At 35.8% G+C, this 12,930-nt stretch carries 12 protein-coding genes; 8 read left to right on the forward strand and 4 right to left on the reverse strand.

Annotation, left to right across the window (positions count from 1 at the left end):
• Positions 1 to 9: 9 nt before the first annotated feature.
• Positions 10 to 201: a hypothetical protein gene (locus tag R2Q16_RS06805; RefSeq protein ID WP_316736014.1), complete on the forward strand. Its 192-nt coding sequence runs from the start codon at positions 10 to 12 to the stop codon at positions 199 to 201.
• Between the two features lie 74 nt (positions 202 to 275).
• Positions 276 to 731, forward strand: a complete 456-nt coding sequence (locus R2Q16_RS06810; RefSeq protein WP_316736015.1) for an NUDIX domain-containing protein — start codon at positions 276 to 278, stop codon at positions 729 to 731.
• Here R2Q16_RS06810 and R2Q16_RS06815 read toward each other — a convergent pair.
• Together R2Q16_RS06815 and R2Q16_RS06820 are read right to left on the reverse strand one after the other, a co-directional pair.
• Positions 728 to 1,105 (reverse strand): DUF779 domain-containing protein, encoded by a 378-nt coding sequence (locus R2Q16_RS06815; RefSeq protein ID WP_316736016.1) that lies wholly within the window; start codon positions 1,103 to 1,105, stop codon positions 728 to 730. The genes R2Q16_RS06810 and R2Q16_RS06815 overlap by 4 nt on opposite strands.
• 63 nt (positions 1,106 to 1,168) lie before the next feature.
• Positions 1,169 to 2,674, reverse strand: coding sequence for an aldehyde dehydrogenase family protein (locus R2Q16_RS06820; RefSeq protein ID WP_316736017.1), 1,506 nt, complete (start codon positions 2,672 to 2,674; stop codon positions 1,169 to 1,171).
• A gap of 154 nt (positions 2,675 to 2,828) precedes the next feature.
• On the opposite strand from R2Q16_RS06820, the gene R2Q16_RS06825 reads away from it, so the two are divergent.
• Positions 2,829 to 3,755: an AraC family transcriptional regulator gene (locus tag R2Q16_RS06825; RefSeq protein ID WP_316736019.1), complete on the forward strand. Its 927-nt coding sequence runs from the start codon at positions 2,829 to 2,831 to the stop codon at positions 3,753 to 3,755.
• Here R2Q16_RS06825 and R2Q16_RS06830 read toward each other — a convergent pair.
• Entirely contained in the window at positions 3,747 to 4,847 is a 1,101-nt protein-coding gene (locus tag R2Q16_RS06830; protein WP_316736021.1) for a DNA alkylation repair protein, read from the reverse strand. The two genes, R2Q16_RS06825 and R2Q16_RS06830, sit on opposite strands and share 9 nt — an antisense overlap.
• Positions 4,848 to 4,941: 94 nt before the next feature.
• On the opposite strand from R2Q16_RS06830, the gene R2Q16_RS06835 reads away from it, so the two are divergent.
• Positions 4,942 to 5,796, forward strand: coding sequence for an NAD(P)-dependent oxidoreductase (locus tag R2Q16_RS06835; RefSeq protein ID WP_316736023.1), 855 nt, complete (start codon positions 4,942 to 4,944; stop codon positions 5,794 to 5,796).
• Between the two features lie 274 nt (positions 5,797 to 6,070).
• Here the strand turns inward: R2Q16_RS06835 and R2Q16_RS06840 are convergent, their stop codons facing one another.
• Positions 6,071 to 7,438 carry a hypothetical protein gene (locus R2Q16_RS06840; RefSeq protein ID WP_316736024.1) on the reverse strand — a complete coding sequence of 456 codons (1,368 nt, stop codon included), beginning with the start codon at positions 7,436 to 7,438 and terminating at the stop codon, positions 6,071 to 6,073.
• A gap of 161 nt (positions 7,439 to 7,599) precedes the next feature.
• Between R2Q16_RS06840 and R2Q16_RS06845 the strand changes: the two genes are divergently transcribed.
• The 4 genes from R2Q16_RS06845 (at position 7,600) to R2Q16_RS06860 (ending at position 12,928) form a co-directional block, all read left to right on the forward strand.
• Entirely contained in the window at positions 7,600 to 7,992 is a 393-nt protein-coding gene (locus tag R2Q16_RS06845; protein ID WP_316736025.1) for a BlaI/MecI/CopY family transcriptional regulator, read from the forward strand.
• Positions 7,993 to 8,021: 29 nt separating this feature from the next.
• Positions 8,022 to 9,896, forward strand: a complete 1,875-nt coding sequence (locus R2Q16_RS06850) for a M56 family metallopeptidase (RefSeq protein WP_316736027.1) — start codon at positions 8,022 to 8,024, stop codon at positions 9,894 to 9,896.
• A 29-nt stretch (positions 9,897 to 9,925) separates the two neighbouring features.
• Entirely contained in the window at positions 9,926 to 12,379 is a 2,454-nt protein-coding gene (locus R2Q16_RS06855; RefSeq protein ID WP_316736029.1) for an outer membrane beta-barrel family protein, read from the forward strand.
• A 66-nt stretch (positions 12,380 to 12,445) separates the two neighbouring features.
• Entirely contained in the window at positions 12,446 to 12,928 is a 483-nt protein-coding gene (locus R2Q16_RS06860) for a DUF7004 family protein (protein WP_316736030.1), read from the forward strand.
• Positions 12,929 to 12,930 lie beyond the last annotated feature (2 nt).

Here is a 12,930-nt window from a genome sequence, read left to right on the forward strand (position 1 = left end):
ATACATCACATGGCCCCTTTAAAAACAGACGAAATTCAGAATGATACCTTAACACGTAATAGCATTTCAGAACAAAACAATAATAGTCATAACACAATGCATCCAGAGGCATATAAAGTAAAAGGACCTTCTCCTGAAAAGATGAAGACGGTTTCAGAATCTTTGCGTACTTATGCTCATGGAATATACGGGTTACTTTAATCCAAATGTTTAACTTATTAAAAAAGCAATCTGGTTCAGGTTGCTTTTTTGTTTTGTATTAAAAATTAAAAATTTTGAAAATAAGCGCCGGCATATTGACTTTCAGAAAGATTGCACCCCAACTGGAATTTTTTCTGGTTCATCCGGGCGGGCCATTTTTTGCAAAAAAAGATGCCGGTGTTTGGACAGTGCCTAAAGGCGAATTGCTGGATGGAGAGGAAATGCTTGAAGCCGCCATTCGCGAATTTGAGGAAGAAACTTCTATTAAAATTACTGGCGATTTTCATCCATTAAAAGAAATTACCCAAAAGGGAGGGAAACAGGTTTACTGTTGGGCGGTTCAATTCGACTTTGATGCCTCGAAAGTTGTGAGCAATACATTTGAAATGGAATGGCCTCCGCGAAGCGGAAAAAAACAAATAATTGCTGAAATTGATAAGGGCGAATGGTTTATTTATACGCAGGCCAAGATTAGAATTAACGAAAGGCAAATCCCTTTTCTTGATGAAGTTATAGAACGTTTTGGCTAATCTTCTTCTAAAGAAATCAATGGTTCTAAATTTTTAATTTCCTCATCGCTAAATAACCTCGAATCGATGTAAAAACCTACGTCCAAAGTTGATTCAAGTGAAAAACTCGCTGCTCTGCCTTCCATTGCATCAAGCGTTAACTGCGTATGTTTCCAATATTCAAATTGGTCGCCTGCCATGTAAAATTTACAACCTTCTATTTCGCCGATACATACATCGTTCGATCCGATTAGAAAACCACCCTTTTCGAAACAATGTGGATAAGAACCCTCGCAACAGCCGCCACTCTGGTGGAAAATGAGTTCGCCATATTCTGCTTTTAGTTTATTGATAACTTCTGCACCTTTTTCTGTAACTAATACTCTTTTTATCATCTTACCTAAATTTAATAAATAAAAACCGGCTGTTCCATTATAAACAGCCGGAAAATTGTCCCCTTAAAAGAAACCTAACTTATTTTTATCGTAAGAGATAAGCATGTTTTTGGTGCTGCGGTAGTGGTCTAACATCATTTTATGGTTCTCGCGACCAAAGCCTGATTTTTTATAGCCGCCAAATGGTGCATGGGCAGGATAAGCATGGTATTGATTTACCCAGACTCTTCCAGCCTGAATAGCTCTCGGAACCTGGTAAAGTTCGTGTGCATCTCTAGTCCAAACGCCTGCACCTAAACCGTAAAGTGTGTCATTCGCAATTTCAATTGCTTCTTCAACTGTTTTAAATGTAGTAACACAAACCACCGGACCAAAAATTTCTTCCTGAAAAACACGCATTTTATTGTGGCCTTTTAAAATGGTTGGTTCGATGTAATAACCGGTTGATAAATCGCCTTCCAATTTATTTGCTTCACCACCAACTAAAACTTCTGCACCTTCCTCTTTACCAATTTTTAGGTAAGAAAGAATTTTCTGGTATTGCTCATTTGATGTTTGTGCACCCATCATGCCTGTTCTATCCAACGGGTGATTAATCTTAATCGCTTTTGTGCGTTCAATTACCTTTGCAATAAACTTATCGTAAATGCTTTCCTGGATTAACAAACGAGAAGGACAGGTACAGATTTCACCTTGATTTAAGGCAAACATTACAGCACCCTCTACAGCTTTATCTAAAAATTCATCATCTGCGTCTGCGACCGATTCAAAGAAAATATTCGGCGATTTCCCACCAAGTTCCATTGTAGATGGAATGATGTTTTCTGCGGCGTACTGCATTATCAATCTACCAGATGTGGTGCTACCTGTAAAAGCTACTTTCGAAATTCTAGATGAGGTAGCCAACGGTTTGCCAACTTCTATACCGTATCCATTTACAATATTTAACACACCAGGAGGCAATAAATCGCCAATTAATTCCATTAAAATAATAATGGATACTGGTGTTTGTTCGGCAGGTTTTACCACTGTACAACAGCCAGCAGCCAAAGCAGGCGCAATTTTCCAGGTTGCCATTAAAAGTGGGAAATTCCATGGAATGATTTGTGCTACTACGCCAATTGGCTCGTGTAAAGCAATGCTTACGGTATGTTCATCATGTTCTGAAATGCTTCCTTCATCACCTCTGATTACACCTGCAAAATAGCGGAAATGGTCAACAACTAATGGTAAATCGGCAGCTAAGGTTTCGCGAACGGCTTTGCCATTATCAATCGTTTCTACAGTTGCTAAATATTCAAGATTATCTTCAATTTTTTGAGCAATTTTAAGAAGGATATTACTTCGATATGTCGGGGCACTTTTACTCCAGGTTTTAAAGGCTTCGTGTGCAGCATCAAGCGCAAGTTCTACATCTTCTTTGCTCGATCGGGCTGCTTTTGTGAATACCTTTCCATCGATAGGAGAGATGTTATCGAAGTAAATACCTTTTACGGGTGGTACAAATTTTCCTCCAATAAAATTGTCGTAATGTGGTTTAAAGCTCGGTTTGCTTATTAAATTTTCCATGATTTTGAGATTTGGTTAATACAAACCTAAGGGCAAAGCCATTGGCACAGATAGTGAAATTGTAGCAAATGGTAGCATTATTGTTTCAGGCTATGTAACCTTATCGAAATACACTTATATTTGAATATCAAGTAAATAATCTAACCAAATTAATATGCAGCATACTTTGGATACCGTTAACTTGAGCAAAACGGAAAATTTACAAACACTGGTCGAAAACAGAACCTCTTACACTTTAGAACGTTGTGAGCTGAATGTTTTTGAAACTTATACAAAATCTTATATGGTTCCATTAACCTTTAACGATTTTGTAATTACCAGTATGCTTCGCGGAAAAAAGGTAATGCATTTGTTTGATAAGCAGGGATTTGATTACAACCCTGGCCAAACCGTTATTGTGCCGGCTTCGGTTACCATGAAGATTGACTTTCCAGAAGCAACCGGTCAAAATCCAACTCAATGTATTGCACTTGCCATCGAACAAGACCAGATTAAAAAGACGATTAATTACTTAAATGAATTTTTTCCAAAAGAGGGAAGTGCTGAGAAATGGGCTTTAGATTATAATCAGTATCATTTTCAAAACAATCAGGAAATTGCATACCTGATTAATAAAGTGGTGAAAATTTGTGCCGAGAAATCGGTAGAAAAAGATATTCTGGCCGATTTAACCTTAAAGGAACTTTTGGTGAGGATAATGCAAAGTCAGAATTTATATGCACTGAGTAATACACAAGAGAGCGTAAACCAAAACCCAATAGCTTACATCATCGATTACATCAAATCAAACCTCAACGAAAAAATAAACATTGATGGCTTAACCGACAAAGCCTGCATGAGCAGGGCAACATTTTACAGACTTTTTAAAAGGGAATTAGGCATTTCTCCTAACGATTTTATATTGAGCGAAAAGATAAGCAAAGCGAAAACCCTTTTAGCTAATCCGGCAGCTAAAGTTACTGCAGTGAGTTACGAATTAGGCTTTAGCGATGCAAATTATTTTATTCGTGCTTTTAAGAAGATTGAAGGTGTTACGCCGGGCAATTACCAAAGTAACATTATCAATCAAATTTTACACTAATTCAAAAACTGAAATCTCTTTCTCAACACCGTTAATTATAATGGAAATTTGATGTTGACCCGGATAAAATTTCCTTGTCGTAATTAATACAAATTTCTGTTTACGATTTAACATTACGCTGCTACCTGGTAAATAATCACGCTCAGAAATTTTAAATACCTTCTTGCTTAATTGACCATTTTGCTTCATGTAATAAACACCATATTCTAACCTAACCTTTTGCTGAACGGTATTCGTGTTTGCAATATTGAAAGAAAATTCGAGATGCCCACCTATATTTACCACTGGTGTTAATACCTTGAAATTTGAAAGGTCGATGCCTTTATCGCTTAATCCGTAGTGTTTTAAAATTTCTGAATGCCCTTGTTTCAGCAGTGTTCTGCTGCCATGTTTTATAATTGCATCAGTTTCTTTGCTTAAACCAGACCATCGTGTTGCAATTTCTAAAACAATTTCAGGATGGCTCTTTGCAATATCATTCAGGTTGTTTGCTACACTTCTGCGTACGTACTCAGAGGTATCTGCTTTTAAATTTTCTAATATTGGCAATACACCAGAAGGGTCTTTTTTTAATGCCGGAATACCCATAGCCCAAGGTAAACGCGGTCGGCTGCCTTCACTTGCTAATCGGCGAACTTTAAGGTTTTCATGTTTAGACCATTTTAACATTTCCTCAAGCATTGCATCACCATATTTTAAAATAAACGGCCGAACGGCAAATTCACAACTTGTAAATTGTGTAGTCAATTCCAAAGCTTTTACTGCACTTTTGAAATCATTTAAGCCATAAGTTTCGATGTAATCTGGCAGAAACATATAAGGTAAAGAATCTTCGCCAATACGTTCAATTCTTAATTGCGCAATTATTTTTTCAATCAATAAAGCACTTTCATCAAAGTTTTTTGGCATAAAATGATGTAAAACAACTGTGGTATGCTTCATCCTTTCCTTTAGTTCTTTTGATTCAAATTCCTTAATATAAATCATTTTGATAAACTTATCCTTACTAAAATCTGGTAAGGTTTTAATCAAAACATTCGATAGGTTTTCGTAGAAATTTGGAGAATATAAATCTTTTAAAAGGTAGCTCATGGTCTTAAATTGAATCACAAATTAACTCATAATTTTAACATCGTGTAAAAAAGCTTTTGCACATTTCAATTGGTATTTTGTTGATATTTGCCAGATGGAAAAATTAAATATCGGGTGGATTGGACTTGGCAATATGGGTAATCCTATGTCGGCGCAATTAATTAAAGCAGGTTATCAGGTTACGGTTTTCAATCGAAGTAAAGATAAAGAACATGCACTTTTAAATATGGGTGCCAACTTATCTGCAAGCCCGGCCGATTTAATTAAGCAGAATGATATTGTTTTCGTAATGGTTTCTGATGATGCGGCAATTAAACAAATATTTACTGAAACAGATGGTTTGCTGGAGCACGATTTAACCAATAAGATTATCGTAAATATGAGTACGGTTTCGCCAGGCGTGAGTAAGGAAATGGCTTTGCTTTGCAAGGCAAAAGGTGGCGCTTATTTGGATGCTCCTGTTTCAGGCAGCATTAAGCAAGCCGAAACGGGAACTTTAGTCATTATGGTTGGCGGCGATGAAGCAAGCTTTAATCAGGTAAAACCTGTTTTTGAAAAACTTGGAAAACTGGCCATGCTCATTGGTGAAACTGGTGCTGGCAATAATGCAAAACTTGCCATTAACGGACTTTTAGCTTTACATGCACAAGGTTTGGCAGAAGCAGTTTTATTTGCACAATCGAAGAACATTGATACTCAAAATTTACTTACGCTGATAGAAAATAGTGCAATCGGTAATATCTTTAGTAAAATAAAGGGCGATGCAATTGTAAATAACAACTATAATGCAGCTTTCGCTTTAAAGCACATTGTAAAAGATTTAAACCTTGCAAAATCTGAAGGTTTAACTTCACCGCTTGCCCAAACGGCGCTAAAAACTTATGAGGATGCTAGTCAAGTCTATGGAAATGAAGATATTATAGCGGTTTTAAAATCTTTAAAAGTGTAAGGTTTACCGATACATTTTGGCAATACATCGATTCATTGGAGATTACGGATTTAAAAATTTCGTACTTCACTCCATAATCGATGTATAATGAAAAATTTAATCGCGTCCCTTTTATGCCATCATGATTATCAAGATGCATTTATAACTAAACCTATAAAATTTAGGATGATGAGCTATGTTTATTCTACAAAACATATTTGCTCAAAATGTGGTAAAGTAAAGTTTTTCCCTGCTAAGGAGAAAGATTCTTTCATATTTTAAGCATTTCTGGGGTCTACATTTTCATTAGCGAAGGATAAATACGTATAAAAATTTGTCCGCCGATAGGATTTTTTCCATAAAGATTATCCAATGCTAAGTTGGTGTTGTAAATAGAAAACTGCCCGCCAATTGCTGACCTGAATTTAGAAAATTTAAGTAGGTCATAATTTATTCCCAAGCTCAAAACATTAACGCCGAATAAATTTTTGCTATATAGGTTTTCATTCAGATTTAATTCTTCTGTTGATTTTTGAACCCACTCGTATCTACTATACAACGAAAGCTTCTTTATTCGATAAGCAGCTTCGAGTAGTGCAGCATTTTCTCCCTCATGACCTCTGCTTTTATTCAGGCCCCACAAAGCGGTTGCATTTAAGTTTTGTTCATCGCCTAATGGCAAAGCATAAATTGCAGATGCAATTGTTCGATTAACATTTTCATTATCGTGCAATAGTTCCGGGCTTTTAATCCAGCCTTGAGAAATTTGCAATGCCCAGTTTTTATTCGGGTTGAAGGATAATCGGGCCGAATAGGAGTCAAATCTGGGCTTATCAAAATCAAATCGGTTTTCATCAGGTTCTCGGCCTGTGAACGATGAAGCTTCGATTTTGAATTTATCATATCTGAAACCAATGGTGGCTACGCCGAAAGTAATGTGTGTGCCGTCATTCCAGTGGTGCGAAATTGGGGCATCGGGATTAGCTAAGGCAGATGGGCGATGCATAAACGCCACAGAACCTAATGCAGGTTCGCCTGGATAACCTAAATAAAAAGTAAGGTCGGACTTCTTAGAAAAGGAGTAGGTGTAGGCAACTGATAGTTCTGAAAATAAATCATGGGGATGTTGCTTATCCACTAACGGATTTCCTTTCCAGCTTTCGCCTGTTTGAAATAATAGCGGATATCCTGCGCCACCTTCAGTCAATCTATCAAAAGAAAGCATGGCGCCAAAATGAAACAATCCTTTTTCACCAACCTTTCGCTGGCCCATTGCCATAAACCAATTTGGAGCATCAAATTTGTCGCCACCTCTACTGCCTTTATTTCCAATGTCTTGTTTAGTGTAACGCAGCGCCACGTTTCCATGTAGCATATACATCCATTTTTTAGAATGGAGCATTAGGCCATACATCGGGGCTGCATCTGGCAACCACGATGTTCCTGAGCCGTTTCTACTCATCGGTAAATTGAGGGAATAGGCGTGGCTCATTGGTATAGCGTGTTTCATGTTATGCATGGCATGGTCGGTGTGTTGCATGCTTGTATCCGCATTAATTTTTGCCGTATCTTTTTTAACAGAGTGATGCATTTCGTGTTGCGCATTTGCTATCGAAAGACTACCGATAAATAAAATGCCAAATAATTTGAATTTCAAATCCATATAAAACTAATTGATGATTTCTTGTGTGTAGTGCAAAATTAGGCTGATTTGCGTATCTGGTGTTACATGATTTAGAGAATGATTTATATAATTCTTTATTCATTAAAAAGAAAAAAATAAATAATATTTGTTTCGTACGAAAAGTATCGTACCTTTAGAATATGAAAATTAATATAGCGGAAAATAATTTACCAGAACCTACAAAAGCAGAACTGGAAATTCTTCAGGTTTTGTGGGAATTTGGTCCTTCAACCGTTCGTTTTGTAAATGATAAGTTAAATGAGCAACGTGAGGTAAATTACACTTCTACACTAAAACAAATGCAGATTTTAGCTGAAAAGGGGATCTTAAAGCGAGATGAAAGCCAGATGAAACATATTTACATTCCGGTTGAGGCAGAATCTAAAACTAAAGACCAAATGCTTGATAAGTTTGTGAATACGCTTTACAAAGGTTCGGCATCATCATTAGTGATGCAATTATTAGGAAACGAAAAAACTTCTAAAGAAGACATCGATAAGATTAAGAAGCTACTCAACGATTTAGATAATTAAAGCTACAAACTCATAAAAGAACCACAATTATGAAATTTAATTTAACAGATTTTTTTGCTCTGGATTGGCTTAATGCTTTTGGTGCTATGTTATTCCACTCACTTTGGTTGGGCGTAATATTATCGTTTTTAGTTGCAGTTATTATCTTTTTTACAAGAAATGGATCTGCAAATTTGAGGTATAACTTACTTATTTCAGCAATGGTTTTATTTGTTGCCTCGGTTTCTTTTGTATTCTATAATGCTTTCGATAATCAAAATGTAATTGAAATACATGTGGCATCTAATTTAGCCGTAGATAAATCATCATCACAAATAAATACAACTACTGCCTACAATGTTACGGCAGGTTTTGAAACCTTCCGAAACATCTGGAATGCTTATTCCCCACAAATTGTTTTGTTATGGTTTATTGTGATTTGCATAAAAAGCATTCAGTTATTTGTTGGCTTGAATGGCGTTTATCACCTCAGAAAAACTAAAGTTTATTCGGCAGGAAAAATATGGGAAGATAAGTTAGATACATTAGCTCATCAATTTGGAATAAGCAGAAAAGTGAAAATTGTGCAATCGGGATTGGCACAAGCACCGATGGTAATAGGACATTTAAAGCCATTGGTATTAATTCCACTTGGTTTGCTCAATAGCATTTCTATAGCAGAAGTAGAAGCAATTTTATGCCACGAATTGGCGCACATTAAACGAAAGGATTATCTGGTAAACTTATTACAAAGTTTCGTAGAGATTATATTTTTCTTCAACCCGGCGGTGATTTGGGTATCTAAACTTATCCGTGAGGAACGCGAAAACTGTTGCGACGATTTAGCAGTCGCCAAAGTGGAAAACAAGAAAAGTTATGTTAAGGCATTAATCGTTTGCCAGGAATTTCAATTAAATGCACCAAAATATGCAATGGCATTTAGCAATAAGAAAAGTCCGTTGTTCGAACGGGTTAGCCGAATGCTTTTTGATAATAAAAAAACTTTAAATAAAATGGAAAAAACAATTCTTAGTGCTGCCTTAGTATCGGTTGTGGTATTTTCAGCAGCTTTCAAAAACCTGAGTGCAAAAGATAATCATGCAAAAAATACAGCAGCCTTCACGATAAATCAGCCCGCTCAAAGTTTACAAGATTCTTTAAAAAATAAATTAGCTAAGCAAAAGGCTGATGCTGATAAAAAACAAGCAGAAAAACTGAAAGCAAATGTTGATTTAGAGAAGGAAATCGCACTTCGTATGGAATCGCAGGAATTAAAAGATAAAGAAATCAAAGCGGATGCTGCTCGAAAGTTGGCCGATGAAAAATACGTTGAAGATCAGAAAAAATATGATGAACATCAAAAACAATACGATGCTGAACAAAAAAAATATGATGCTGAGCAAAAGCGCTATGATTTAGAGCAAAAACGTTATGATTTGAAACAGAAACAGATGGAGACAGATCAGAAGTTGAAAACTGCCATGCAGAAATCCATTAATAATGCTCGTGAAAAAGCCGAACTTCCTGTGCCGCCAACACCTCCGAGTCATGGTGCTGTTAATGTACCTCCTGCAACACCAACTCCACCATCTGTTAATATAGATGGAGATGTATCAGTTTCGGTAGAACAAAATTCTAAAAAGAGTAAAAGCAATTCAAAAGTTTCAGTTAAAACGGGTACTCAAAGAGTGGTAGAATCTGTTACAAGCACAGATACAGATGATCACGATTATAAGGGTATCATTAAGGATTTAATTAAGGATGGTATTATCAAAACCCAAAATAAGCTATCGTACAAGCTTGATAAAGATAACTTCATTATTAATGGCGTAAAACAAAATAGCAGTTTTCATCAGAAATATAAAAGCAAATATTTACCTAAGAATAACAGCGCATTGTTATACGAATACGAAGAATCTAACTAGCACTTCACGCTAAAATAAATCTCAATTTAATGAATAAAAAATTAACGGCTTTTTTTGTCGTGTGGATAAGTATTGCCCTTAATTTCGTACAAGCACAGCAAAATTCATCAAAAATTTCCGGCCGTGTGGTAAATGGCGAAAATAATAATCTCGAGCTTGCAACAATAGCGTTGTACAATAGCAAAGATTCAGTTTTACTTAAAACAACACTGAGCGAAGCGAGTGGACAATTTAGCTTTAATAATTTAGCTTTTGGTAAGTATCATCTACGGGTTTCATCAATTGGTTTTGGCCTTTATAAAAGTGGCGAAATAGAATTGAGCGAGAAAGATAATCAGATAAATATTGGTGATGTAAAGCTTCTGGCCAATCAGAATATGCTAAAAGAAGTTACGGTAAGTGGTAAAAAAGCTTTCGTTGAACAGAAAATAGATAGAATGGTGGTTAATGTAGATGCATTGATATCTAATGCGGGTACTAACGCTTTGGAGGTGCTTTCTAAATCGCCGGGAGTAAACGTAGATCAAAATGGAGTTATCAGTTTAAAAGGAAAAAGTGGCATTAATATTTTTATCGATGATAAACCAACTTACTTATCGGGACCTGATTTAGAAAATTATCTGCGCTCGTTACCATCTTCTACGTTAGAACAAATTGAGATTATGACAAATCCTCCGGCAAAATATGATGCCGCCGGAAATGCAGGCGTAATAAACATCAAAACTAAAAAGAATAAGGTTGCGGGCTTTAACGGAGGCATAAATTTGAGTTTAACTCAAGGGCAATTAACCAGATCTAATAATAGTGCAAATTTCAATTTCAGGCGAAATAAACTTAACGTTTTTGGCAACATAAGCCATAACCTAAATAACAGTTTTACGGATTTAGATTTAAACCGGACTTACAAAAACGCAGACGATTCGCCAAAGTACTACTTTAATCAAAACTCGTATTTTAGGCGACACGGAAATACGTTTAATGCAAAGGCTGGTGTAGATTTTTATCAAACAGAAAAAACAACCTGGGGTTTTGTTTTCACGGGAATGAGCCGCATTTCTGAACAGGTTAATAATAATACGAGTAATTTACTAAATGCAAATAAACAACCAGACTCTGTAATTAAGGCTAAAAATATTGATAACATAAATTATAAAAATGCAGCTTTTAACCTAAACTACAGGCATAAATTTGATAAGGAAGGTGGCGATTTTTCTTTTGATTTAGATTACCTTAATTACCGAAACCAAACCGAACAAGCTTATACTAACGATAGTTATTTTGCCAATATGCAGCTTAAATCTCAGGATTTGCTTACCGGCGATTTACCATCAAACATCCAGATTTATACAGCAAAAACCGATTATTCTAAAAACTTAAATAAACATTGGAAATTTGAGGCAGGTTTAAAATCTAGTTATACCAAAACTGATAACGCAGCAAATTACTTGTATACTGCAAACCAGGTTACGGTTGTAGATTACGAAAAAACTAATCAGTTTGTATACAAGGAGAACATAAATGCAGCCTACGCTAACGTAAGTATGGAAGGCAAAAGGTTTTCACTGCAAGGTGGATTAAGGTTTGAAAGTACAATCTCCGATGGGCATCAGCTTGGTAATTTGCTCAAGCCAGATTCATCTTTCAGAAGAACATACAACAATCTGTTTCCAACTTTATATTTCTCTTATAAGCTTGATACGGCAAGTAAAAATCAAATTGGTTTAAATTATGGAAAACGGGTTGATAGACCATATTATCAAGACTTGAACCCTTTCTTCTCTCCACTTGATAAATTTACCTATTATGTTGGAAATCCTTTCTTGCGTCCATCGTTTACGCAAAGTTTGGAGCTTTCGCATACTTATAAAAATAAGATAACAACCACATTGGGCTATAGTTGGGTTAAGGATGATGTAAACGAAACCATCGAAATAGTTGAAGGTACCTATTACAGCCGACCAGCCAATATTGGTAAAGGAACAGTTAAAAATATTTCAGTAAATGCCGATTTTGATATTACAAAATGGTTAAGCACGCACATTTATGCTGAGCTTGCCAATATTGTATCTAAAACAGATTTTTATACCGGCTTTTTAAAAACCAATGGAACTTATTTCAGAACAAATCCAAATCTTCAGTTTAAAATAAGTCCGACCTGGAGCGCTGAAGCGAATTTAAGATACCAATCGAAGTTTTCGAGCGTGCAGTTTTTAATTGGCCCTATACACGAATTTGGTGCTGCCGTTCAGAAAAAATTATCAACAAGAAGTACCTTGAAATTATCTGCATCAGATATTTTTAGAGATAGAGTAGTAGTTGGTGTAATCAATAATTTAGCAGCAACAAACGCTGGTTGGATAAACAGACAAGATTCCAGAAGTTTGATTTTAAGTTATAGTTATCGTTTTGGAAAGGCATTCTCTGCTCCAGCTAAGCATGAGTCTTCTGGCGCAGATGCCGAAAAAAACAGGGTTAAAAATTAAAAATGATAAAGGAAATTATTTAGCTTTAATATACATCCCGTTTTAATTGATTTTAAATTTTACGGTATGCCCACGCTAATTAAAATACTTAATAATACACGCATCGAATTTGATAATGGAAATTTTGACGATTGGTGCGTATATCTTTCCAAACCAAATGAACGTAGGTATGCACCTTTAGATACAGAGTACTTTGAGCGATTGCAGGCTTTGGGCAGGAAATACACAACTCAAAAAATCTACAACGATTTTATAAAATTTTACACGCTCACAGATAAAAATATTAGTGAGGTAATTTTAAGGTTAATAGATGCGATATCGGATGAATATGTTGAAGACGAGCAGGAAATCAACATTTGGTTTACGGTAATTTACGCAGGAATGATTGCCGAAGAAAATAAAGCCAATGCTATTTTGAAAAAACGTGTTAAACGTTTGGGCATGCATCAGGTTTTAATTCAGCACTTATCTCCGGCTTATGCTGCAAATTTTTCAAAAGGTAAGAAATGGAAAGAATTGGATTTAATTATGAAAACGAACGGATTTTAAAT

Source organism: Pedobacter aquatilis, from assembly GCF_032678425.1.
Classification (GTDB): domain Bacteria; phylum Bacteroidota; class Bacteroidia; order Sphingobacteriales; family Sphingobacteriaceae; genus Pedobacter; species Pedobacter aquatilis_B.

Coding starts and splice junctions, on each gene's coding strand:
- R2Q16_RS06835 (WP_316736023.1), top strand. CDS start 4,942: ATGGAAAAATTAAATATCGGGTGGATTGGACTTGGCAATATGGGTAAT.
- R2Q16_RS06820 (WP_316736017.1), bottom strand. CDS start 2,674: ATGGAAAATTTAATAAGCAAACCGAGCTTTAAACCACATTACGACAAT.
- R2Q16_RS06815 (WP_316736016.1), bottom strand. CDS start 1,105: ATGATAAAAAGAGTATTAGTTACAGAAAAAGGTGCAGAAGTTATCAAT.
- R2Q16_RS06860 (WP_316736030.1), top strand. CDS start 12,446: ATGCCCACGCTAATTAAAATACTTAATAATACACGCATCGAATTTGAT.
- R2Q16_RS06805 (WP_316736014.1), top strand. CDS start 10: ATGGCCCCTTTAAAAACAGACGAAATTCAGAATGATACCTTAACACGT.
- R2Q16_RS06830 (WP_316736021.1), bottom strand. CDS start 4,847: ATGAGCTACCTTTTAAAAGATTTATATTCTCCAAATTTCTACGAAAAC.
- R2Q16_RS06855 (WP_316736029.1), top strand. CDS start 9,926: ATGAATAAAAAATTAACGGCTTTTTTTGTCGTGTGGATAAGTATTGCC.
- R2Q16_RS06840 (WP_316736024.1), bottom strand. CDS start 7,438: ATGGATTTGAAATTCAAATTATTTGGCATTTTATTTATCGGTAGTCTT.
- R2Q16_RS06850 (WP_316736027.1), top strand. CDS start 8,022: ATGAAATTTAATTTAACAGATTTTTTTGCTCTGGATTGGCTTAATGCT.
- R2Q16_RS06845 (WP_316736025.1), top strand. CDS start 7,600: ATGAAAATTAATATAGCGGAAAATAATTTACCAGAACCTACAAAAGCA.
- R2Q16_RS06825 (WP_316736019.1), top strand. CDS start 2,829: ATGCAGCATACTTTGGATACCGTTAACTTGAGCAAAACGGAAAATTTA.